This window comes from Aeromonas sp. PS2Canimalfood6, assembly GCF_048276795.1.
Taxonomy (GTDB): domain Bacteria; phylum Pseudomonadota; class Gammaproteobacteria; order Enterobacterales; family Aeromonadaceae; genus Aeromonas; species Aeromonas caviae.
Genome location: NZ_JBLUXC010000055.1, coordinates 1 through 24473, shown reverse-complemented (window position 1 = coordinate 24473; position 24473 = coordinate 1). Strand labels below are relative to the sequence as shown.

General features: G+C 54.1%; 18 protein-coding genes and 1 pseudogene. 12 read left to right on the top strand and 7 right to left on the bottom strand.

Translation table 11 applies throughout. The features are described 5' to 3' along the window. The first annotated feature begins 364 nt into the window (after window positions 1-364). On the top strand, window positions 365-1561 hold the full coding sequence (locus ACNPAA_RS17560; RefSeq protein ID WP_417891910.1) for an NnrS family protein: 1197 nt from the start codon (window positions 365-367) through the stop codon (window positions 1559-1561). Here the strand turns inward: ACNPAA_RS17560 and ACNPAA_RS17555 are convergent, their stop codons facing one another. Beyond that, entirely contained in the window at window positions 1562-2134 is a 573-nt protein-coding gene (locus ACNPAA_RS17555; RefSeq protein ID WP_210538185.1) for a helix-turn-helix domain-containing protein, read from the bottom strand. 113 nt (window positions 2135-2247) lie between these two features. On the opposite strand from ACNPAA_RS17555, the gene ACNPAA_RS17550 reads away from it, so the two are divergent. Then, the gene (locus ACNPAA_RS17550) at window positions 2248-3399 is read left to right on the top strand and encodes a benzoate/H(+) symporter BenE family transporter (protein WP_246876643.1); all 1152 of its coding nucleotides are present in this window, start codon (window positions 2248-2250) and stop codon (window positions 3397-3399) included. 147 nt (window positions 3400-3546) lie between these two features. Continuing rightward, complete coding sequence (locus ACNPAA_RS17545) at window positions 3547-4611, top strand: DUF3103 family protein (protein ID WP_161470229.1); 1065 nt, start codon at window positions 3547-3549, stop codon at window positions 4609-4611. Between the two features lie 63 nt (window positions 4612-4674). Here the strand turns inward: ACNPAA_RS17545 and metF are convergent, their stop codons facing one another. After that, window positions 4675-5571, bottom strand: coding sequence for a methylenetetrahydrofolate reductase (metF, locus tag ACNPAA_RS17540; protein WP_010674220.1), 897 nt, complete (start codon window positions 5569-5571; stop codon window positions 4675-4677). 327 nt (window positions 5572-5898) lie between these two features. On the opposite strand from metF, the gene ACNPAA_RS17535 reads away from it, so the two are divergent. After that, on the top strand, window positions 5899-6690 hold the full coding sequence (locus ACNPAA_RS17535) for a GNAT family N-acetyltransferase (RefSeq protein WP_417891909.1): 792 nt from the start codon (window positions 5899-5901) through the stop codon (window positions 6688-6690). Between the two features lie 60 nt (window positions 6691-6750). On the opposite strand, the gene ACNPAA_RS17530 is transcribed toward ACNPAA_RS17535, so the two are convergent. From ACNPAA_RS17530 to ACNPAA_RS17520, 3 genes are all read right to left on the bottom strand, one after another. Continuing rightward, window positions 6751-8214, bottom strand: a complete 1464-nt coding sequence (locus tag ACNPAA_RS17530) for an ABC transporter substrate-binding protein (protein ID WP_161470227.1) — start codon at window positions 8212-8214, stop codon at window positions 6751-6753. Between the two features lie 8 nt (window positions 8215-8222). Continuing rightward, window positions 8223-10202: a methyl-accepting chemotaxis protein gene (locus ACNPAA_RS17525; protein ID WP_039040116.1), complete on the bottom strand. Its 1980-nt coding sequence runs from the start codon at window positions 10200-10202 to the stop codon at window positions 8223-8225. A 196-nt stretch (window positions 10203-10398) separates the two neighbouring features. Then, the gene (locus tag ACNPAA_RS17520; protein WP_010674216.1) at window positions 10399-11010 is read right to left on the bottom strand and encodes an OmpW family outer membrane protein; all 612 of its coding nucleotides are present in this window, start codon (window positions 11008-11010) and stop codon (window positions 10399-10401) included. Window positions 11011-11335: 325 nt separating this feature from the next. On the opposite strand from ACNPAA_RS17520, the gene ACNPAA_RS17515 reads away from it, so the two are divergent. Continuing rightward, the gene (locus tag ACNPAA_RS17515) at window positions 11336-11461 is read left to right on the top strand and encodes a hypothetical protein (RefSeq protein WP_010674215.1); all 126 of its coding nucleotides are present in this window, start codon (window positions 11336-11338) and stop codon (window positions 11459-11461) included. A gap of 116 nt (window positions 11462-11577) precedes the next feature. Here ACNPAA_RS17515 and uvrA read toward each other — a convergent pair whose 3' ends face one another. Both uvrA and ACNPAA_RS17505 read right to left on the bottom strand, forming a co-directional pair. Continuing rightward, window positions 11578-14406 carry an excinuclease ABC subunit UvrA gene (gene uvrA / locus ACNPAA_RS17510; RefSeq protein WP_039040117.1) on the bottom strand — a complete coding sequence of 943 codons (2829 nt, stop codon included), beginning with the start codon at window positions 14404-14406 and terminating at the stop codon, window positions 11578-11580. A gap of 92 nt (window positions 14407-14498) precedes the next feature. After that, window positions 14499-15158: pseudogene (locus ACNPAA_RS17505) on the bottom strand (LuxR C-terminal-related transcriptional regulator). Between the two features lie 496 nt (window positions 15159-15654). Here ACNPAA_RS17505 and ACNPAA_RS17500 point away from each other — a divergent pair. The 7 genes from ACNPAA_RS17500 (at window position 15655) to ACNPAA_RS17470 (ending at window position 24281) form a co-directional block, all read left to right on the top strand. Then, the gene (locus tag ACNPAA_RS17500) at window positions 15655-16224 is read left to right on the top strand and encodes a single-stranded DNA-binding protein (protein ID WP_266140505.1); all 570 of its coding nucleotides are present in this window, start codon (window positions 15655-15657) and stop codon (window positions 16222-16224) included. A gap of 152 nt (window positions 16225-16376) precedes the next feature. Beyond that, window positions 16377-17675: a site-specific integrase gene (locus ACNPAA_RS17495; protein ID WP_111901627.1), complete on the top strand. Its 1299-nt coding sequence runs from the start codon at window positions 16377-16379 to the stop codon at window positions 17673-17675. After that, window positions 17672-19201, top strand: a complete 1530-nt coding sequence (locus ACNPAA_RS17490) for a site-specific integrase (protein WP_174218746.1) — start codon at window positions 17672-17674, stop codon at window positions 19199-19201. The genes ACNPAA_RS17495 and ACNPAA_RS17490 overlap by 4 nt, the downstream gene beginning before the upstream one ends. After that, a complete protein-coding gene (locus ACNPAA_RS17485; RefSeq protein WP_417891908.1) occupies window positions 19194-21248 on the top strand; it encodes a hypothetical protein in 2055 nt (684 codons plus the stop codon). Before ACNPAA_RS17490 ends, ACNPAA_RS17485 begins: the two co-directional genes overlap by 8 nt. Before the next feature lie 2 nt (window positions 21249-21250). Further along, entirely contained in the window at window positions 21251-21697 is a 447-nt protein-coding gene (locus ACNPAA_RS17480) for a hypothetical protein (RefSeq protein WP_111899869.1), read from the top strand. An 11-nt stretch (window positions 21698-21708) separates the two neighbouring features. After that, window positions 21709-22146 (top strand): VPA1267 family protein, encoded by a 438-nt coding sequence (locus ACNPAA_RS17475; RefSeq protein WP_111899868.1) that lies wholly within the window; start codon window positions 21709-21711, stop codon window positions 22144-22146. After that, window positions 22137-24281, top strand: coding sequence for an AAA family ATPase (locus tag ACNPAA_RS17470; RefSeq protein ID WP_113740588.1), 2145 nt, complete (start codon window positions 22137-22139; stop codon window positions 24279-24281). The genes ACNPAA_RS17475 and ACNPAA_RS17470 overlap by 10 nt, the downstream gene beginning before the upstream one ends. Window positions 24282-24473 lie beyond the last annotated feature (192 nt).

Here is a 24473-nt window from a genome sequence, read left to right as displayed (position 1 = left end):
CACACAGATTGCTTGATTCAAATTGTTAAAGAGCGTCACGCTTATCGCGTTGAGGAGGCGCATCTTACGCTCCTCACTTCGAAAGTCAAGCGGTTGTTTTCGCTTTTCTTTCGGCGCCCACTTCCTAAGGAAGCTGGCTCATCAGGTTGGCGTGTTCCGCCGTGCTGGTAGGGGCGCATTATAGGGAGCCGCGCCGTGATGACAAGGGCTTTTTCACCGAAAAGAACCGTTCGCTCAGATATGCAGCAAAGCGGTTCAATTTCGTTCGCATCACCACCATTTCGGGCTGTCATTGGATTTAAATTGAACATTTGAAAAGCCACTTTATAATTGGCTTTTAAAATGTTCAATTAAGGTTTCATTCATGCACCAGATCCTGGATAGCCGCAAAGAGGAGAGAATCGTTCCTTTGTTCCGCCTCGGGTTTCGGCCTTTCTTCCTGTTCGGCGCCTTGTTCTCGGCTTTGGCGATGCTGGGCTGGCTGGGGCAGCTCAACAGCTGGTTCGCTCTGCCCGGGATTGCCAACCCCATCTGGTGGCATGCACATGAAATGCTGTTCGGCTTTGGTGCCGCCATAGTGGCGGGTTTTCTGCTTACCGCCGTCCAGAACTGGACCGCTCACCCAGGTGTACGCGGTTGGCCGCTGGCACTGGTCGTGGGATTGTGGGCCATCCCGAGAGGCCTGCTCCCCTGGTTTGGAGAAAGCAATGTCACTCTGATGGTCATGGACCTGGCCTGGTTGCCCCTCTGTACGTGGTTCCTCGCCAGACCCATCATAGTGACGCGCCAGTGGCGCAATCTCTTTTTTGTTCCCCTGCTTCTCGTGTTGACCCTGCTCAATACCGCTTGCTGGCGGTGGCATGCCGAATGGCCATTGGTGGAACATATCCTGCTTGCAACCGTGCTCCTCTTCACAACCCTGATTGCCGTCATGGGAGGACGTGTCATTCCCTTCTTTACCGCCAGAGGCACTGGGGCAGAAAAAGCACCCCCACTGCCGTGGCTGGAGCGCATTGCCCTCGCGTCTCTGTGGCTCATCCTGCTGCTCTGGTTGGTGCTCCCGACACAGTGGGTCATCGGAATCCAGATGTTCCCTCTATATATAGTGGCGGCAGGGGCTCACCTCTACAGGCAGCTGCGCTGGCAACCCGGAACCACGGTGGCCCACCCTCTGCTGTGGTCGCTTCACCTGGCCTACCTCTTTATCCCACTGGGGCTGACCGCCCTGGCGGCACACACGGCTGGCTGGCCGATTGCCTTGTCACTGGCCAGCCATCTGTTCAGCGCGGGCAGCATGGGGGCCATGATCCTCGGGATGATAGCCCGTGTATCCCTCGGACACAGTGGCAGAGCCCTGCAGATAGGACGCAGGATAACGGCGGCATTTGCACTGGTGATCCTGTCCGCGCTGTTGCGGGTCTTGCTCCCTCTCTGTTGGCCAGATCTCACCCTCACGGGATGGAACCTCAGCGGATGGAGCTGGGTTGCCGCCTACGGTCTGTTCATCTGGGTTTATACCCCCATACTGACCAGTCCCAGGGCTGATGGCCGCCCCGGCTAGTCATCGCGTGGCCATGGCCGGATAGTGGATCAGATTGTGGAAGATGGCGGGAGCGACCCCAAGATTGCGATAGCCATGGGTACGGTCCGCTGCAAACCGGACGGCCTCCCCCTGATCGAGGGAACGCCACGCTCCGTCCACCAGTACCTCCATCACACCGCTGATGACGATGACATGTTCGGTCACTCCGGGTTCATGGGGTTCTGATTTCCGCTGGTAGCCAGGTAGCAGGGTCAGTTCGAACAACTCGAAACCAAAGCGGGCCTCATAGGGGAAAAGCGGGGCAACCTGCATCCCCTCTCCCGCCGGCTGCTGTCGAATATCATCGGCAATACGGTATACCGTCTCTCCCTGTGCCGCTGGTGTCGGCTCAATGAAACTGGAGAAAGAGACCCGAAAACCGGTGGCAATCTTCCACAATGTTGCCACCGTCGGACTGGATTCACCTCGCTCGATCTGTCCCAGCATGGCCTTGCTCACCCCCGTTTCACGGGCGGCCATATCCAGGCTCCATCCTCTTTCAGTGCGCAGCCCTTTCAATCGCTGGGCCAGATAGCGACTCATCTCCTGCATCTGTTCTCCGATTTCTTCGAGCCATATTGTGCGCCATAACGCACAGCGTTATAGTCGAAACCACATTGTACGCAATAGCGCACAAGCTACCAGCATCCACAAGGAAGTTTCCCATGCCCCTAGCCCTCCCCCACATGGTCGCGGGACTCATCGCCGTATTGGTGGGTTACACGAGTTCTGTCGTCTTGATCATCCAGGCCGCCACGGCCGCCGGTGCCGATACAGCCCAGGTCTCTTCCTGGCTATGGACACTGGGTATCGGCATGGGGGTCAGCTGCATCGGCCTCTCCCTCTATTACCGGGTGCCTGTCTTGACGGCCTGGTCTACCCCGGGTGCCGCCCTGCTCATCACCAGCCTGGGGAACTTCAGTCTGGCTGAAGCCATCGGCGCCTTCATCATCTCTTCACTGCTGATCACCCTCTGCGGTATCAGCGGCTGGTTCGACAGGCTGATGCGTCACATTCCCGCCCCCCTGGCGGCCGCCATGCTGGCCGGAGTCTTGCTCAGGTTCGGGCTGGATCTCTTCAAGGTGGCACCGCAAGATCCTCTGCTGCTTGGCACCTTGCTACTGGCTTTCTTGCTGGGTCGCCACCTCTGGCCCCGCTACACCATGGTGCTGGTCCTGGCGGCCGGCATGCTGCTCTGCACCCTGAGGGGCGAGCTGCAACTCAACGAGGTTCACTGGCAACTTTCCACCCCGGTCTGGAACTCGCCAGCCTTTTCCATCGACGCCCTGCTCGGCATCGCACTCCCGCTCTTTCTCGTTACCATGACCTCGCAAAACATGCCGGGCATTGCCATCCTGCGCGCCCACGGCTATCAACCGGCCACTTCTTCCCTGATTGGCTGGACCGGATTCATCGGCGTGCTGCTGGCACCGTTTGGCGGCTATGCCTTCAACCTGGCCGCCATCACTGCCGCCATCTGCATGGGCAAGGAAGTGGATCACGATGTCACTCGACGCTGGCCTGCTGCCGTGTGGGCTGGTTGTTTCTACCTGCTCACAGGCTGTTTCGGTGCCACCGTGGTTGCCCTGTTCAGCGCATTCCCTGCGGTGCTGGTCACCTGCGTGGCCGGGCTGGCGCTGCTCGGCACCATAGGCAGCAGCTTGCACAGCGCCTTGCAGCAGGACGAGGAGCGGGAAGCCGCGCTACTGACTTTCCTTGTGACTGCCTCGGGGATCACCCTGCTCGGGGTCGGGTCTGCCTGCTGGGGATTGCTGATCGGAGTGACATTGCATCAAGTCAACCGGCTCCGCGCCTGACCTGACCATCTGGGGAGACTCCAGTGAGACGCAGCACATAATCCTGAGAAGAGCGTTCACATATGAACCTTATTCCTTTCTAGTGACAAAACGGCGCAGATCCTTCCCGACAAGCGCCGTTGTCAGACTCAATACTGGAGAACGAAGATGAGGAATCAGGCTGTCATTTTGTTACTGGCACTGCTGGGCGCCACCACGACCCAGGCTGCCGACACCGATCGGGAGCTGGCACGCCAGCTCGCGCTGCAGCAGAAGAACCTGCTGCCGCTCCTGAACAATCAGGAATACCAGAGTCCACTGCCCAACCTGCTGCCAAAGGCCAGCCCGCGCCTGAAGCGCCAGGCTCGGGATGCCAACCAGGCGGCCATCCGTCGGCAAGGGCTGGATGGGGAGGTCAGGGAACTGATGCAACTGCGGCTGGCCAATCCGGATCAGGCGGATGCACTGCAACAAGGGGTTGAGCCACTGGTTGCCTACATACCAAGTGGTGACGAAAAGAGCTGGAGCGCCATCGAGGCGTTCGACAGCGCCGGCAGCCCGATCTATCTCGATGTGAACCAGCCGCCGGCGCGGCCGGTACTGGTGGTGGAGGCCGATCCGGTCAAAGCCAAGAATGCCGGCCTGAAGGTGATGCGAAAGGCGCTGGCTGCCGCCGACATGCAGGTGACGCCCCGTGCCACCAGCAACACCACGCCCCTCAAGACCAGCATTCTCAAGAAGATCAGGCTCAACGATGATCAGGAGCCCTGGCTGCTGGGCGCCGCCGAGGTCTATGCCGTCGTGGCCGGGGTCAATCCTGGCAGGGACGAGCCCGTGGTGGATATCGTCGACATGCCCTATCTCGACTACGACAACACCGACTACACCCCCAACCAGATCCTGGTCTATTGGGATCGCTACCGCTGGGGAGCCGTCGACGTGGTCATGATGGAGCAGGATGACAACGTCAATTACAAGGAGCTGAGTGCCCTCCTGATTGACGCACTCAAACTCGGCTTCACTGCGGGCGGCGTACCCGAGGCCCTGCCCTTCCTCGACCTCGGCGGTCGTATCGTCAAGGCACTTCCGGACTCCTGGATGACCAACAACGACGACTACCTCGACACCTTCTATACCCTGGAGCAGGACCAGAGCTATCACCAGTATCCCGGTGCCGCCGGCAATGCAGTCATCGATCTCGAGCCCAGGGAGATCCAGCCAACCCGGCCCTGACTGTCGCTCAAAACAAAAAGCCAATGAGAAGACTCATTGGCTTTTCTGTATCAGAGCCGCGGATCAGGCCTGACCTTTCGGCCTCACACCCAGTGTGTGACAGATGGCGTAGGTCAGCTCTGAGCGGTTCAGGGTATAGAAGTGGAAATCCTTCACCCCTTCCTGACTCAGCACACGCACCTGGTCGATGGCAATGCTGGCTCCCACCATGTTGCGCGTCATCTGATCGTTTTCCAGCCCTTCGAAACGCTGGTGCATCCAGCGCGGGATTTTCACGTTGGTGAAACCGGCAAACTTGGCCAGGGTCTGGTAGTTGGAGACCGGCAGTATCCCCGGCACGATCTCCGCATCGATACCGATGGCGGCGCAGCGATCCCGAAAACGCAGATAGGTCTCCACATCGAAGAAGAACTGGGTAATAGCCCGGTTGGCACCGGCATCTATCTTGCGCTTGAGGTTGAGCAGGTCGGATTGCGCACTGCGAGCCTCAGGGTGGCCTTCCGGATAGGCGGCGACCGAGATATCGAAATCGGCTTCGGATTTCAGCAGGGCAACCAGGTCGGTGGCATACATGTCAGGCTTGTCGAGGCCGGGGGGCAAGTCTCCGCGCAGGGCCACGATGTGGCGAATGCCGCTGTTCCAGTAATCACGGGCAATGGTGCGCAGCTCGTCACGGCTGGCGTCGATACAGGTCAGGTGCGGGGCGGCGATGAGGCCGGTGCGCTCCTTGATGTCCTTGATCACCTTGTGAGTGCGGTCCCGGGTGCCCGAGTTGGCGCCATAGGTCACAGAGACGAATTTGGGCTCCAGCACCTGCAGGCGCTCGATGGACTGCCAGAGGGTGTTCTCCATCCCTTCGCTGTTGGGCGGGAAAAACTCGAAACTGACCGATATGTCGCCACCCAGATCCGCCAAACTCTGGTTGAGTGCCTCAACCTGACGCGCGCTGTGAAATCCCATCTGCTCTCTCCCTGTCCTGCAACCCATTCCTTCACGCCAAAACGGATGTTTGGACGTCTAAACGTCTTTCTATCTTTATGATAAAACGGATCAAAGTCAATACCGATTTGTCAGCGACAAGGGGGATTGCCGATTTTTTTATTTTGCAATTCAACCTAAGTAATGAGCGACCCCATCCCAAAATGCTGTCAGGCACGCTATGATGCGGGCGGATCGTCCTGGACGTTCTGAATCTGCGTGTGATTGTTTGGCCGGGTTTCCCGGCCTTTTTTTAACTTCTTTCCCCGCCTGCCGATAAGCAATTCAAGCGTTTGCAGGAGCCCCATCATGGAAGATCACCCCGGTTTTGCCACCGATCTGCTGTTCGATCGCTATCAGGGCGAGGTGACGGATCATGATGCGTTCTGGACCGTGCGCACCCCGGGCTCTCCAGACTACTACTTCGGCAACTACCTGTTGCTGCCCACCCCCCCAAGCGATCGTGACAAGGGCTGGCTCGAGGCCAGTTTCGACAGGCTGATTGGCTGGGATCCCCGTATCCGCCACCGCACCTTCCAGTGGCCTCTCGCCGCAGGCCAGAACAGCCGGGTCGCCGGGTTCGTGGCGGCGGGGTACCAATACATGGAGTACGTGGTACTGGCGCTGGGTGCAATGGAGTGGCAAGCCCCCACCGGCATCGACCTGGCTCCGGCTCGCCCGTTCACCGCGGCGGACTGGGATCAGTGGCTCGCCTTCGAGCTGGCAGAGCGGGATCCCGCCCATTCGGAGGAGCGCTATCTTCCCTATCTCTTGTCACGCCGCCAGCTCTATCAGGCCATGATCGATGACGGGCTCGGACAGTGGTGGGGGTTATGGCATCAGGATCAACTGGTTGCCAGCTGCGGACTCTTCTTCACCGGCACCCTGGGACGCTTTCAACTGGTGCGCACGCACGCAGAGTGGCGAAACCGGGGGCTCTGTCGTCTGTTGCTGAGCCAGGTCGCACGCCAGGGACTGGCACGGGCCAGTTCGCTCATCATAGTGGCAGACGAGCACTATCACGCCCAGCGGGTCTATCGCACTCTGGGTTTCGTGCCGGTGGCCCGTATTGGCAGCCTGTGCCGCTTGCCACGGGAATGACAGGTCATCACGCAGATGAAGAACGGGAGGCCAAGGCCTCCCGTTCTTCATGGTGAACCATCAGGGCTGTGCCCCCTCCAGTTCGCTGGCGAGCGCCTCCTCCACTTCGGCAGGAGGCGCTGGAGCGACGGCTCCGGACACCGGTACTGACGGAGGCTGGGTCGCGCTTGCTCCGGAAGGCGCTTGTCCTTCCGGCACCACAGGTGCAGCAGGTTCGGTCCCGATGACACCCGACACAGGGACGGCAGGCACGCTCGCCTCACACTGACACTCCTGTCCCTTGCCCTGGTTGCCCTGATGGGGGGCATACCACCCTTTCAACCCCTGTTCCAGGCGATCGGCCGCCGCCTTGGGTGCCACGGTTCCCAGCAATACCTGCTGGCTCACCTCGGCCAGTTCATCCCCGAGCTTGGGAGTGCCGCGGGAGAGGATCTGGGTGGCAACCCGGATGGTGGAATCGCACTGATCCCGCCACTCCATCATCTCTCTGGCCGCCGGATTGGTGGCTTCAAAGAAGTGGTTGGAGAGCGAGAAGAAGCCGGGCAGCGAGTTGGTATAGAGCTCGGCAAACTGGGGAGTGGTCAGCCACTGCAGGAAGGTCATGGCGGCCTCCTTGTTCTTGCTGGCCGGATTCATCCCCATACCGATGTCGGTGTGATCGGTGAAGAAACAGCCATCCCCCTGCTTTGCCACGGGCGGGCGCATGACACCGAAGTCCACCTTGCCGGTGAAGGGGGCAATCTCCCAGGATCCCGCCGCATAGAAGGCAGCCTTGCCCGAGGTGAACAGCTCGTTGGTGGTGGCGTAGTCGCGGCTCTCGCCCCCCTCCCCCAGGTAGTCACGCCAGCGGGCCAGCTCCTCGAACACCTTGACGTATTGCGGGTTGTTGAAGCGCTCCTGGCCCCCGATCAACGCCAATCGACCATCCTCCCCCTTCCAGTAGTTGGGGCCTATGTTCTGGAAACCGAGCTCGGAGGCAACCCAGCTCTCCGAGCCGCTCACGGCGAGGGGAACATAGCGACCATCCGCCTTCACCTTGTCCAGGGCCGCGAAGAATGCCTCGCGGGTCTGGGGAACCGTCAGCCCCAGCTCACTGAAAATCTTCTTGTTGTAGAAGAAGCCGTGAATCACCGATGCCATAGGTACGCAGAAAGTCTGGGCGCCACTGTCGGTCTGCCAGGGGGATTGGGCAAAGCTCGGGAAGTTCTCCATCCCCGCCATCTCGCTCAGCTCCACCAGATGGCCCGCCTTGAACAGGGCCAGGGAGTCGTCAAACGGGCGGCAGGTGATGAGATCCCCCGCCTTGCCCGCCTTGAGGCTGGTCCAGAGGGTCGGCATGTACTCGACGTTCTGCACCCCGTTGAATTTCACCTGAATACCCGGGTGGGCGGCCTCGAATGCAGGAATGATCTTCTGTTCCCACAAGGCCTTGTCATCTATGCGCCAGCTCTCTATCACCAGCTCGCTGGCCATCAGCTGGCCACACAACAGGAGACTCAGGGCCCCGATCCACTTGTTAGCCATAAGTCCTCCTACACCTTGAAATGGGCGATCAATTGCTGCTGCTTGGCGACCAGATCCGCCAGCACCTCACTGCTGCTGGCCGATTCCCGCGCCTCCCGCTCGGTCTCGTAAGCCACATCCGCAATGCCGGCGACATGACGGGCAACCCCCTGACTCACGGAGATCTGTTCCTGGGCGGCATGAGCCACCTGATCCGCCATCGCCTTGATGGCACTCATCCGCTCGGCAATGGATTGCAACGCCTCGTCCATCACCCGGGTCTGGGCCACGCAATCCTGGGTCTGCTCCTGGCTGCGTGCCATCACGGCCACCACGTGCTTGCTGGAACTTTGCAGGTTCTCGATCATGGCCTGGATCTCCTCGGTCGAGGTCTGGGTCCGGTTCGCCAGTGCCCGCACCTCGTCCGCCACCACCGCAAAGCCGCGACCGGCGTCCCCCGCCCGGGCCGCCTCGATGGCCGCGTTCAGCGCCAGCAGGTTGGTCTGCTCGGCGATGCTGCGGATCACGTCGAGGATACTGCCGATGTTGTCGCTGAATTCCCCCAGCTTGTGGGTGATGCCGACCGCCTCTTCCATGGCACCCGCCAGTTGTTCGGTGATCTGGCGCGTAGTCGCCACCTGTTTGCGTCCGGCGCGGGCCTCTTCGTCCGCCAGGTCCACCTCACGCTTGGTGCCGTCAGTGGAGCGCGCCACCTCGGTCGCACTCACCTCCAGCTCGGTGATGGCGGCAGCCACCTGATCGGTCTGGCTCTTCTGATCCTGCACCCGTGACATGGCCCGCTCGCTTATCTCGGCGGCGCGGCTCGCCTCGTCCACCAGATGGCGCGAGCCGGCATTGATCTGGGCGAGCAGTTCGCCAGTCTTGTCTGCCAGGGTATTGATCGAGCGGGTCAGGCTGCCAAACTCGCAGCGGCTCTGGTAGTCGATGCGCCGGGTCATGTCACCCGTGGCCATGCGATCCAGCTCCCGATCGATGAGTTGCAGCGGACGCTGGATGCTGCGGGCCGTGGTGTAACCGATGAGGAGCGCGGCGGCTGCGGAGATGGCCGACACGATCAGGATCCAGGCGCTGGCGCTGCTGACGGCGTCATCCGCCCCGACCCGGCTCGCGCTGGCAATGCTGCCCGCCGATTTGGCCATCTCGTCCAGCAGCGCCAGGCTGTTGACCAGACTGGTGTCGAGCTGCTGGTTCAGGGACTGCAGCGAGGCCGCCAGTTGCTGGCCATTGCGCATGGTCGCCAGCAACCCTTTCGGGCCGAGGGCCAGCTCCTGCATCCGATCGAGGTTGACGATGAAACGCTGCCTCACGTCATCGGGCACCTGCACCCGTTCGAGCCGTTTGCGTGCCATCTCGATATCCTTGCCGAGCACCTTCTCCAATTCATTGAGATCGGTCTTGGCATCGGCCCGGCGGATGTTTTTCAGATCCCGGGCAATGCCGGAGGTGATAAGTTCGGCCTTGTTGCGCATGGAGCGTTTGCTCGCGGTCTGCTGCAACAACAGGTCGGCGGCCCACTGGTAGGTATCTTCCAGCCGGATGAACGCCAGCTCCAGTTCATGGCGCCGATCGAGTGCGGCCACCCACTGGCCGTGCTGGGTCAGCACCTGATCCGCCAACCCGTAGAACTCGCGGGTCGCCCCGTCGACCTGGCGGAACCGCTCGCTCGCCTCGGCCACCCCGTCAAACCGGGCCATCTCCTTGCTCTGGGCCAGGAAACGCTCCTGCTGCGCCTTGAACTGGCTGGCCAGTTGCGGCAACTGGGCCGCCTCCTCGCTGGTTCTGTAGGTGAGCACCCAGCGGTTGCTGTCCTGCAGTGCGCCCTTGAGCCCGGCGACCGCGATCACCAAGGGGGTGGCACGATCAGAAACCTGGGAGAGCCCCTCGTTGATCCCCCGGATCTTCAAGATACTGATGAAGCCGAGCAGAACCAGCAACAACAGCATCAGCACGAAGCCGGCGATGATCCGCTGCACAATAGATAAACCCATGGAGGCATCCTCACTCGTTGGGGAAAGGGGTGAATGCCGAGGTTATCGGCAGCGGGATGCAATGGAATAGCAGTTCGTAACGCGATGGCGGGCCAGATCACAGTTGGCGTGACATGGCAGGCAGAAAAGGGCCCGAACAGAGCCGGGCCAAAGAGACATGCTTGTTGTCATGGCCGTGCACCGGCCACGTTTGTCATCAGAAGCGGTAACCGACGCCGAACATGAAGGCCACCGGATCGATGGAGGTGTTGATGGTGCCCACGGCGGTATGCACATCGGTATCGATGTCGATGAGCCAGGCAGAGGCGTTGACGAACCAGCGGTCATTGATCGCCATGTCCAGGCCCACCTGACCCGCCATCCCCCAGGAGGAGTCCACGCTCACATCCGTCCCGGCCAGGGCACCGCGCCCTTCCTCGTCGAAGAAGGTGGTGTAGTTGATACCGGCCCCCACATAGGGGCGCACCTTGCTGTTGGCATCACCGAAGTAGTACTGCGCCATCAGGGTCGGCGGCAGGTGTTTGACCTTGGCGACCTCACCCAGGCCGGCAGTCGACACCGAGTGGGAGAAGGGAGTCGCGGCCAGCAGCTCGACACCCCAGTTGTCCGTCAACATGTAGGAGAGGGTCAGGCCAAGCTGCATGTTGCTGTCGATCTCCAGCTCGCCCGTCCCCAGCACGTTGTCACTGCTGGTCTGGGGAGAGACGAACGCCAGGCCACCACGGACCAGGATGTCACCGGCCTGATGTGCCATGGCGACGGGGGAAGCAAAAGCGGCTGCGATTAACAGAGGAAGGATCTTTTTCATCACATTATTCCTTTTTTGTTTTCTTTCTATGTTGCAAGCCCGAAAACTATAAAAGGATGTGAATGGCCGGTTATTGATTTAGCTCAATAGTTATCAAGAAATAGATAGATGTACACGGCAGCTTTGATTGGGCAGTCAAACCGCAGATGAAAATAAAAAGTCATTCAAATACATGATGATGCCTTAAATTACCGCATCATCATGAAATGTAAAATACCAATTAAATACACCTTAAACACCTTCATATCACCTTTCAATTGTTGTTTAATTATGCCCCTGGGCGTATTTTATTAATGCGATGTAACCACGCTGTAATTTGAATTTTATGAAACCACAGACACGCAAAGACAAAATTCTCGGCATTCTTGCCGCCATCTGGGGGATAGGTTCCTTCCTCTTCATTCTGCTGGGTTTCCTGTTTGCCCTCGCCTTCCTGATGCTGACACACTGAGTCTGCCGGACGAGTCCCTCTTTTCTCCCTCTCATCCCTGGCCGGGCGCCAGACCGGCGCACCTCGCCCACCGGCCAACAAAAAAGGGGCCCTGGCCCCTTTTTCTCGAGTGACGCTTATTTCTCCAGTAGAGGAGCGAGGAAGCGCGCCGTGTGGGACTCCTTGCAACGGCTCATCTCCTCAGGCGTACCCGTCACCAGAATACGGCCACCACCAGCGCCCCCTTCCGGGCCCAGATCAACGATCCAGTCCGCGGTTTTGATGACGTCCAGGTTGTGCTCGATGATGACGATGGTGTTGCCCCGATCCCGCAGTTGGTGCAGTACCTTGAGCAACTGCTGGATATCGTGGAAGTGCAGCCCCGTGGTCGGTTCGTCCAGAATATAGAGGGTCTGGCCGGTGTCCCGCTTGGAGAGCTCCCGCGCCAGCTTGACCCGCTGCGCCTCGCCGCCAGAGAGCGTGGTGGCGGACTGACCGAGCCGGATGTAGGAGAGGCCCACGTCCATCAGGGTCTGCAGCTTGCGCGCCACCGCCGGCACCGGATCGAAGAAGGCACGGGCATCTTCCACCGTCATCTCGAGGATTTCGTGGATGTTCTTGCCCTTGTACTTCACCTCCAGGGTCTCGCGGTTGTAGCGCTTGCCCTTGCAGACGTCGCACGGCACGTAGACGTCCGGCAGGAAGTGCATCTCCACCTTGATGACCCCGTCCCCCTGGCACGCCTCGCAGCGTCCCCCCTTCACGTTGAAGGAGAAGCGGCCCGGCTGGTAGCCACGGGAACGCGCCTCCTGGGTGCCGGAGAGCAGCTCGCGGATCGGGGTGAACAGGCCGGTGTAGGTGGCCGGGTTGGAGCGCGGGGTGCGGCCGATGGGGCTCTGGTCGATATCCACCACCTTGTCCAGATGCTCCAGCCCCTCGACGCTGCGATAGGGCGCAGGCGTGGACTCGGTGGCCTTGTTCAGCTCGCGGTGGGCGATGCGGAACAGGGTGTCATTGATCAGGGTCGACTTGCCGGAACCGGAGACGCCGGTGACGCAGGTCATCACGCCGATGGGCAGATCCAGGTTGACGTTGCGCAGGTTGTTGCCGCTCGCCCCTTTCAATTTCAGCCACTTGCCGGTGAGCGGGGTGCGCTCGGCCGGGATGGCGATCTGCTTGCGCCCGGAGAGGTAGTCACCGGTCAGGGACTCGGGGTTCGCGATGATCTCCTCCGGCGTCCCCTGGGCGACGATGGCACCGCCGTGCACGCCAGCCCCCGGACCGATGTCGAGCACATGGTCGGCGAGGCGAATGGCATCCTCATCGTGCTCCACCACGATCACGGTGTTGCCGAGATCACGCAGGTGAGTCAGGGTCTTGAGCAGCCGCTCGTTGTCACGCTGATGCAGACCGATGGAGGGCTCGTCCAGCACGTACATGACCCCCACCAGGCCAGCCCCGATCTGGCTGGCCAGCCGGATCCGCTGCGCCTCGCCGCCGGAGAGGGTCTCGGCGCTGCGCGACAGGCTCAGATAGTTGAGGCCGACGTTCACCAGGAAGCCGAGCCGCTCGACGATCTCCTTGAGGATCTTGTCCGCTATCTGGGCACGCTGACCGGACAGGTTCAACCCTTCGAAGAAGGCCAGGGCATCGCCGATGGACTGCTCGGCGATGGCGGGCAGGTTGCGATTGTCCACGAAGACGTGGCGGGCTTCTTCCCGCAGTCGGCTGCCACCGCAACTGGTACAGGACTTGTTGGCGATGTATTTGGCCAGTTCTTCCCGCACCGCGTTGGATTCGGTCTCCCGGTAGCGGCGCTCCATGTTGTGCAGGATCCCCTCGAACGGGTGCTTGCGCACCACCACGTCGCCGCGGTCATTCATGTAGCGGAACTCGATCTCGGTGCGCCCGGAACCACGCAGGATCACCTCCTGGGTCTTGAGCGGCAGATCCTCCCAGGGGGTCTCCAGGTCGAACTTGTAGTGATCGGCCAGGGATTTGAGCATCTGGAAGTAGTAGAAGCTGCGTTTGTCCCAACCACGGATGGCGCCGCCGGCCAGGCTCTGGCCCGGATCATGGATGAGCTTGGCGGGATCGAAATACTGCTGCACCCCGAGACCGTCACAGGTGGGGCAGGCCCCCGCCGGGTTGTTGAAGGAGAAGATCCGGGGCTCCAGCTCCGACATGGAGTAACCGCACTCGGGGCAGGCGAAGTTGGCGGAGAAGGTCATGGGGGCAACCCCATCCTCCCCGTCCATCGGCACCACCAGCACGATGCCGCCGGAGAGAGTCAGCGCCGTTTCGAACGATTCGGCCAGGCGCAGCGCCAGGTCATCGCGCACCTTGAATCTGTCCACCACCACCTCGATGGTGTGCTTCTTGTGCAGCTCCAGGGCGGGAGGATCCGACAGATCGCACACTTCGCCGTCGATGCGGGCGCGGATGTAACCCTGGGCCGCCAGGTTCTCCAGCAGCTTGGTGTGCTCCCCTTTGCGGTTGCGCACCACGGGGGCCAGCAGCATCAGCTTGGCGCCTTCGGGCTGGGCCAGCACCTGATCCACCATCTGGCTGATGGTCTGGGCCGCGAGCGGAATGGCGTGGGTCGGGCAGCGTGGCTCGCCGACCCGGGCGAACAGCAGCCGCAGGTAGTCGTAAATCTCGGTGATGGTGCCGACGGTCGAGCGCGGGTTGTGGGAGGTGGACTTCTGCTCGATGGAGATGGCAGGCGACAGCCCCTCGATGTGGTCCACGTCCGGCTTCTCCATCAGGGAGAGGAACTGGCGGGCATAGGCGGAGAGGGACTCCACATAGCGGCGCTGCCCCTCGGCATAGAGGGTATCGAACGCCAGGGAGGATTTGCCCGAACCGGACAGGCCGGTGACCACGATCAGCTTGTCACGTGGCAGGATCAGGTTGATGTTCTTGAGGTTGTGGGTGCGGGCACCCCGGATCACGATTTTTTCCATCTTGTTGCGCGCTCGATACGGGAACCAGAGCGGGCCAGTATGGCATAGAGACTACTGGATGAATAGACAGTCTTTCCTTCCGTACCCCTTCCTCAGAGATACTCCTTGGCCCAGCTCACCGCCTGCAGCCGGTTCTTGACGTTCAGCTTCTTGAAGACGTTGTAGAGATGGGATTTGACGGTGTGTTCGCTCACGAACAGGCTGTCGGCGATCTCGGTGTTGGAGGCCCCCGTCATCAGGTGACGCACGATCTCCTGCTCGCGGGCGGTCAGCAGCGTCTGCTGACGCTAAGGTTGCCCGCTCCCCTTGCGGTAGTAGTCCACCAGGTCGCACAGCAGGTGGCGCGGGATCCAGTACTCCCCCTGCAACACCTTGCGGATGCCGAAGACCAACCTGTCCAGCGTGTCCTGACGAAAGAAGAGCCCGCTGGTATGGGGCCACATCAGCAGCAGCTCTTTGTTGGTGCTGGTCGGGGCATTGAGCAACACGGCACTGGCCTCGCCAAAGCGCTGGCAGATGGCATTGCTCCACAGCTCCTGCTGGGTCGACTTGAGGTAGTCCAGATCGATCAGCAGCAAGGTTTTGGGGGCGCCCTCTGCAACGTCTGGCAGGTCATTCAGCTCCCCCACCAGCAAGATGGGCAGACCAAGCTCTTCACTGAGGTGACGCTGGAAACGGGAGGCTTGTGCGTTATTTTCGGTGATCAGCACCAGGAGGGAGTCGGGCGTCATCAAGAGAACTTCCTTGCACATTCGAGTCGGGGCTTTTTGGCAAGGAAGAGTACCAATCCCCCTCCTGGCTGCAGCATTAAAAAAGTATTAGACGCATCGGTGGCTCCTTTGAAGCCCAGCAATTTTCCAGCCAATACAATTGGCTAGCACGCCCCCCCCATTTGGGGGGTCAAGTAGTGCCGGTGCGCACCATAACAGCTCCGCCCTCTTCACGCAGCCTGCCCCAGCCGCCTCCCCTTGCTGGTGACACCTTACCTCGGGTAAGTTACTCAGGCTGTGGCGATCCATTGACGCCACAGTGGCAGGGAAGATGTGCGCTCATGCCCGCCAACTGGTACTATGGCGGCCAAACGCTGCGGCCGATCCATGACGCCTCTGCCGGCAAGCTCCGGCGCAGCCAGGACACTGAAGAGAGATGACACCCAGCCAGGGCGCGCATCTCGTTGCAAACAAACGCATTATTGAATGGGCCCAGGCATCTGGCCTGGCCGGTATACATAAGGGTGGAAGAGAGATTATGGCCAGTCGAGGCATCAACAAAGTCATTCTGATCGGTAACCTGGGGCAAGACCCGGAAGTGCGCTACATGCCGAGCGGCGGTGCCGTGACTAACATCACCCTGGCCACCTCCGATACCTGGCGCGACAAGCAGACCGGTGAGCAGAAAGAGCGCACCGAATGGCACCGTGTCGTCTTCATGGGCAAGCTGGCCGAAGTGGCCGGCGAGTACCTGAAGAAGGGCTCCCAGGTCTATGTGGAAGGCAAGCTCCAGACCCGCAAATGGCAGGATCAGAGCGGCCAGGAGCGCTACACCACCGAGGTGCTGGTCGACAGCTTCACCGGTGTGATGCAGATGCTGGGTGGCCGTCCGCAGGGCGGTGGCCAGGGCATGGGCGGCCAGTCATCCCAGGGCAACTGGGGCCAGCCGCAACAGGCTACACCGCAACAGAACATGCAACGTCCTGCTGCCCCGCAGCAGAACATGCAACCGCAAGGCGGTTACGGCCGTCCGGCCCAGCAGCCGCAATCCGCCCCGCCGGTCTACAACGAACCGCCGATGGATTTCGACGACGATATTCCGTTCTAACGGACGGAAAATTATAAAGTGTCATAATAAACGGCACAAAAAAGAACAACCCAGTGATTTCACTGGGTTTTTTTTATTTTTACACTTACAGGTGGGTGATTTGTGAACTACACTAGACCTAGGTAGGTTAAAAGTGTAAAAAAAGAGGCCGCATGTATAAGTTAGATATCCTGATGTTCGATAATGGAGAGCGATATCCAATTCTGATGGGAGAGGACGGTTTTCCACATTTCTATGTAACTCTCTATGCCACAACTATGCTAAGGACTCATTCTAGCGTTAATACCATTGTTGCCAGATTGAAGGCAATACAGTTTTTATTTGAATGGGAACGGATAAATGACCGCTCATTGATTGACGAATTTAAGCTGGGACACTTATTAAGTCATAGTGACATAATTAGTTTACGAGACCACCTTAAGCTGTTTGCTTCTGAGTTTAAAAAAGAAAACAAAAAAGTACGGTCATCGGCCAAAGTAATAGATATTGAGTCTGGGGCTTTTAAGGTGACAAGTGGTCGTGCGGTGACAAGCACCCATCACTATAATCGAATTACAGCAGTAGCCGAGTATTTGTATTTTATAGCCACTGTCGTGAATCAGAATCGGAATGATCCTGAAATGACACGAGCCATTAATAAGATGGCAGTCGATTTGAAGACTCAACGGCCACGAGCGAGAATCAGAAACCTGACTGAAAATATGGAGTATATGACATTGCCTGATGGACTGATTGAGGAGTTTGTTAGTGTTGCTGACATAAATAACCCTCTGAATCCATTCAAGAATAAGTCAGTAAAGTTACGCAATCATTTAATGTTTAGGTTAATGCAGGAAACAGGGATTCGTCGTGGCGAGTTACTTTCACTCCAATTAACATACGCTAACCTGACTGGAGAGAGGTGTTCTATATTCATTCAGAGACAGCACGATGACCGCTACGATCCGAGAAAATATCAGCCTGTAGTAAAAACTAAAGAGCGCCGATTACCGATAAGTAAAGAATTGGCAAGACAGTTGGATGATTACATAATCAATCACAGATCTAAAACTCCAAATACGGCTAAACACCCTTATATCTTTGTTACGCACATCAAGAGTGCAACACAAGGTCAACCTATTAGTAATAGCTATTTTGGCAATGATATTGTTGGCGCAATGAAACGAGTTGATGAGCGTTTCGCTGTAATACATGCTCACATGTTTAGGCATGAATGGAATTTAAATTTTTCACGGAGGGTTGATAAAGAAAATAAAAAGGGAGAGAATAAAATTTCTCCTGAAAAAGAAGCACAAATGCGGCAGCATGCTATGGGACATGCTTCGCAAAAATCAGGGAACACTTATAATAAACGGAATATCATAGAAGAAACGAATCGCGTTATGCTTCTAGATCAGCAGGAATTACAAAACAAGTTACACGATAATAATGATTATAAGGATAAGAAATGAGTAGAGCCAAAGCTGGAGAGATTTCACGCTGGGATGGACGAATTGTAACATCAAAAGATGGTTATTCTTTTGCATTTGATTCTGATAAGTGGCTATTAAGCAAAGATAAGGAGATACGATTTAGCGCCAATGTTCTTAATGTTGAACAAGACGTTTTAATTGGCTTAAAGATGACATTGGCTAGATATGCAGAAGAAATGTCTGCATCTCACACTTTCAATATGTATCATTTATTTAATCATATGGTAAAAACCACTTCATCAAAGCAAGTGAACATTGCGACCATTCTCAACTGGAAGGCAGAACTTGGTGAAGATAAAGAGTGGTATCTCGGTTCTTTACGAGGCTTTTTGATCAGTTGGCATGATTACGGATTTAAAGGCATCGATTCAGATGTTGTGGAATTGCTTGAGCGTTTTACTTTGTCGGGTAACGAAAAAGGGCTTGCAGTCGCTAATCGCTGCCCATATTCAGGCGCCTTTACCGAAAATGAGGTATTAGCAATAAATTATGAACTAATTCGATTGTATAGAGAAAACCAAATAGATCTGAAGATCTTTTCTTACGTGAATCTCATTCAGGCTACAGCAGCGCGATCTATGCAAGTTAGACAAATTAAGATAGGCGATCTTCTGCAAGAAGAGCATGCATATTTTATAAATATGCCACGAGCTAAGCAAAGAGGTGTGGGGTTCCGTGGCATGCTAAAAAAAGTGGCGATAACAGAAGACCTGTATGTGTTGCTAAAAACTCTTGCCGAGGTTCAGGCTAGAATGATTGAGGACACCTACAATATAACATTGACTGAAAGACAGCGAAGGCTCGTACCACTTTTTTTAGATGAGAAAAATCTTATTGGTGAGTCATGGATGCCGGAGATGTTGGATGGAGATTTTCTTCATGCCTCATCTACTTTCCTAGGGCAAGAATTGTTGCGCAGGTTTACAGTTAGGCAGAGAGCCATATCTGAGAGGACAGGGGATATTATCTGTATCTCTACAAGACGTTTTCGCCATACAAGAGGAACTAATCTAGGCCGGAAAGGATACGGTGCCGCTATTATTGCTGAGGCATTGGATCACTCCGACACTCAGAATGTAAAAGTTTATACAGAGAACACGGCTAATACAGTGCAGTACATTGATGAAATCATTGGTAAGCAACTCGCACCATTCGCAAGTGCCTTCATGGGTAGAATTATCGAGACTTTAGATGAGGGTGAGCGAGGTGCAGATCCTACTGCTCGCATTCCGAATGATAAAAACGAAGTGGTTGGAGCCTGCGGTACGAATGATTTTTGCGTTAACGGCTATGAGTCATGCTACCTCTGCCATAAATTCCGACCCTTACTAGATGGGCCTCATGAGCTTGTCCTGGAGTCGCTATATAAACAAAAAAAACAACGACTACAAGAGTCAAAAAGTATTGAGTATGCCAGTGCAAAAGACCGAGTTATTCTGGCAGTAGAGCAAGTCGTGGCCGAATGCAAACGAATAAAATTAGAGAGGGGGCAAGTTAATGGATAACATCGAATTATTTAAACCAAAAGTTGCGTTAACCTCTGAACAAAACCTAAATGACTTTGTTTCAATGTGCCGTGATAAGCTGACTGCTTTCGGCAAAGACTGTTGGGATGAAAACCAGTGGAATGACTTCTATGGTAGTAGCAATAGGAAAGTAGTTGCTCGATTTTCTACTATCACCAAGCCATTCAATTCATACAAATACGAACCAATGGCTAAACCATTCATTGATTTTGCTAAAGCATATATTCGCTACTCTTATTCATTTCAGCCCGTTAGTAACCTCCATCGCCATATGGATGCGCTGCGATATGTAGAAGAAGCGCTACTTAAAGTCAAAGATAAAGCCGATATATTGGAGTTGGATGGTGAAGTCATAAATGCATTGCATGATATAATGCTAAACCATATATCTAGCAAAGACTCACTCAACAAGTCTGGGTATCAGGTTGAGTTGCTTCTAGATTTTTGCCGTTCACAGTATATTGCGCCATCATTACCTCAATGGATAAATCCATTTCCAAGACAGCGAGATTTGACGATTGAGCTAGATGATGAAGGAAGAGAACACCGCGCAAGTAAATTGCCTAGTAACGAAGAAATGATGCAGGTTGCTGCATTGTTCTGTGAAGCCCCTAATCTTGATTTAGAAACAGAATTTTACACAGCAGTCATGGCATTGCTCATGGTTGCACCTGGGCGTGCCTCTGAGCTGTTTAGTCTCTCTACAGACTGTTTAGTATGGGAAGATGACTCAGCAGGTGTTAAACGGCTTGGAATTCGTTGGAACCCCGCAAAAAATGGGAAAGCTGGTCTTAAGTGGGTGCCCAGCGTAATGAACGAGATCGTTATCGAGGCAGTGGAGCGTTTAAAGCGAATTGGCGAGCCAGCTCGTAAGGCGGCAATTTTTGCAGAAGAATATCCAAGTCTGTTTATGCAACATGAAGATTGCGTTGGCGATCCTGTATCCAATGAAACTCCACTGACACTGGAGCAATTTAATGCTGCGATGGGGGTTCAAATTGAATCACTTGAAAGCAGTAAAAATAACACCAAATGGATTAAAGAGATTCTTGGGGAGGGCAATGAAGTCACCTATAAGAAGTTAGGTGAGTATTCTTATAAGAAATATGTCTCTAGTTTTAATAATTGGCCCTATGCGGATGCTAAAAGTCAGACCAAGGTATCCGATGCTTTATTACTCTTCAGGGATGTTGAACTTCACAAAGCGTTTAGGGTAAAAGGCTATTCTTTCGTTCAACCAACGGTAAACAATATTAATGATCGGATTAATGCAACAGGTGCTAGAGCAAACCAGTCTCTGTGGCATAAGCATGGCATTAAGCTTGCAAATGGCGATCCCATAATGTTGACGTCCCATATGGCAAGACATTGGTTATGTACCAAGTTAGAACGGGGTGGAATGGACGAGTTAATACTGGCGAATTGGGCTGGACGCGCAAGAGTTGCTGATAACAAGAGTTATGACCATCGTAGTGAAGAAGAGAAATGTGAAGATTATCGCACACTCTCACTTACCGAAAATTACAATGTCCTCGATAAAATCAAGACAAACCTTCCTGTTACTTATGAGGATATCGGGAAAAACCAGACAGGTGTTGCATTAGTTACAGAGCTTGGCGTGTGTGAACATGATTTTGCAATGATGCCATGTCAGCGCAATGGTGATTGTGAGACATGTAAAGAACTGGTTTGTATTAAAGGTTATAGCTCATCACTAGAATTATTGAAGAAACGTGAGCAAGAATCCAGCGAACAATTCAACCATGCGAAAAAAAATCACGAAATGGGAGCTTTTGGGGCCGATAGATGGGTTAGTAATTTAGGCTGGCGACTTTCACACTTGAGAACAAAGATTCGAATGCTTGAAGATAAGAGAATCCCTGACGGGACGCCACTACGAATACCTGATGAATATGACCCGAGCCCTATTAAAAATGCCCTTCTAGAAAAGGGGCTGAATACGAATGTTGCCACTCCAGAATCCATCACATTAAGTGACGATCTGCATGACTTATTGGGGTACTAAGTATGCCGAAGATAGTTATAACTCAAAACAATATTGAATCTGTTTTGAAGCTGGTTAGGATGTGGCAAGGAAAGCTGACATGGGATTTACTTTGTGAAAAAGTGGCTTCTGAATTGGGAGTTGAAAGCATAGAGCGTCAATCATTAGCTAGCTATAGCGCAATTCAAGAGGCATATAGCAAGAAGAAGGAGGAACTGAGAGAGAAAAAGGAGAATACCCCAACTGACTACACACTCGAATACCTAAAAAACAAAGTTGCCTCTTTAGAGGACGATGTGGCGCGTTTGACTGAAATGAATAAGAAGTATAAGGAGCGATTCGTTCTCTGGCAGCATAACGCATACATCAATGGTATGCGCGTGGATAAGCTAGATGATGCGGTTGTTGTACTCAGTAAGCCTCTGCCAGCGCTAAACCGATCTGCTAGTAATCGTGACGGTAACAAGTAGGAGAGTGCTGTATGGCAAATGGTCAGCAAAAGGCAGAACAGAACGTACTCAACTTCCAGGCTTGGGCTGCAAGCATGACCGATCAGGGATTTCGTCATATCATCTATCGGGGTAAGTTAAACCGTGGCGAGGTAGCAAAGGGGATTGGTTGTGCGAAATCTGTTTTGCTGCAAAACCCGATTGTCTGTCAGCTATTGGCCGATCTTGAAGATGAACTGAGAGCACGAGGCGTATTGCCTGCTTCTGTAGTATCGAGAGATCACCCTGAACAGCTCAGTTATGACCAGAACACAAAGATAGATAAGCTGAAAGACAAACGCCTGCTCTCCTTAGAGCAAGAGAACATTCAGTTAAAAGCCGAGATCGATCTGCTAAGAGCGAAGATTTCTCGCTACGATGAGCTTGATCAGGTGCTTGCTGAGCTAGGTAAGTTGCCACGATGGGACTAAGCCTTTACACCCTAAAAGTGACCAGTGTCAGTGAGTTCCAGTCGTTGCAGGCTGGATATGTCTATTTCCGTGGTGTGCCATTTGATGCTGATAAGCGACTAACCACAGCTAAGGTAGTTTTTGCCAAGGTTAAGAATGACATTTTACCCATGATCCCTACGGTTGGTCAGCAATGGGTAGTACAGGGTAATGCAACACAACGAGTAGCAGAAAAAAATGGATATCGTTATATCGCTATAGATCTTGATGTCATTTCAGCAAAAGTCACCATGCCAGACTGTGGAGAAACATTTATCTCATTCTTGAGTTCATGTGCAGACTTTAAAGGTGTCGGGGAAGTTAAGGCACGAGAAATTTGGAGTAGATTTGGTAAGGCCATTTATTCCATTCTTACTAATAAAGACATGGCTTCGTTGTTGGATGTTTTGTCAGAAAACACTGCTTTAGCATTGATTGATAGTTGGGCCAAATACAGCAATCTACAGTATATGGAGTGGTTTGCTGAACATAGCATACCACCTGCGATTTCTGGTAAGGTTATTCGGTATTATGATAAATCATCCATAAGGTTAATTCAGAGAGATATATATCGTTTGCTTGCTTTTGGGATGACCTTTGACCAAGTTGATTCGATCGCTGTTGCAAAGTTTTCAATTCAGAACAATGACCCAAGACGTTTGGTTGCAGCAGTAGAACAGGCGTTAGATAAATGGACTGCGAAAGGGCATACATATGCCGACTACAATACCATTCGCAGGATTCTAGCTAATATTCTCAAAGATAACGCTCTAGTTGATGAGGCGTTATCAATATCAAAGTCAAACGGCGCATATATTGTCAGTGACGAGGGTTTTTATCATCCAACAGGCATGCTAGTTATTGAGAGTGTCATCGCCAAGCGATTCAAGAAATTAGCACAGATTAAGACCTGGGATTCATCTCATGATGACGCTTATGATGGTGCATCCGCTGTTGGTGAGTATCCATTAACAGTCAAGCAAAGAGAGGCACTCTATAATGCATTGAGTTACGGCATTTCAGCAATTTTTGGTGGAGCAGGGACAGGCAAAACCACTGTCATTAAATCCATTATTGTTGGTCTAGAAACACTTGGTTATCAGATTTACCCTATGGCCCTTTCGGGGCGAGCAGCGAAGCGACTGCGCGAAGCCACGGGAAGAAAAACAAGCACCATTGCTGCTTTTCTGAGAAAAGAGCCTGTATTGTCAGATAAAGTGATTCTGGTCATTGATGAGGCAGCAATGGTGGATGTGAAACTGATGTACCAGATCATTTCTCATATTCCTCCTTCTGTCCGAATTTTACTCGTTGGCGACCCAGATCAACTACCTCCTATTGGTGGTGGATTGGTATTACATGCTATTCAAAAGTCCAATGCTATAGTCAAGACAACGCTTGATATCGTTCAAAGACAATCTGATGAAAGTGGTATTCCTGAGTATTCTAATTATGTAAAGGCTGGGATTGTTCCATCTCAATTATCAAAGCAGAAAGTATTCTTTCATGATGTATCTGAGCAGGATATTAATTTTGTTGTGACAAAGCTATATGCTGAGTCGCCAGATATAACTCAAATACTTGGAGCAACATACAGCAAAAAATATGGTGGCATCGATGCTCTGAATTTGCTGTGTCAGCAATCAGTTAACCATGATGGTTGCTCACTAATGTTTGAAATTGATGAACAGAAGTATGGGTTAAACATTAAGGTTAATGATCCCGTCATATTCGTCCAAAACAATCAGTCAGTAGATATTCAGAATGGAACGCTGGGAAAACAGATTGATGTCAATCAGACAGAGCATGGTTTTGGCAAGGTTAAGATAGATGATGGTCGCGAAATTGATTTGACCATGAACTTAATTGACCACATTAGATTAGCCTATTGCATCTCCTTGCATAAGGCCCAAGGCAGTCAGTTTGATAGGGTGATCATCCCTATCGTGCCTAGTTCAGTAATGGATCGAGGATGGATATATACAGCAATAACCAGAGCAGTGAAAGAGGTTCATATTGTTGGGTGCCCTGATTTATTTGCTAAACATATACAACGTCCATCAAAGTCGCATATTAGGCAGGTATTTTTATCTAAATTGCTAGACATGGGAAATTAGAGCTTTGTGTAGTTTTGATGTGTTCGCTGTTTTTTAAAGAGTTTTGCTGGTTATGTCATACCAACGTCTGGCTAAATAACTGATCCCAATAGTGCTACACCTTCGCTGTGCCATAGCCATTCCCCGGGAAAGGAGACACGGTATCCATGAAGTGTTTCACTCGGGCCAGCAGGTTTGCCATCCCTCTGCATT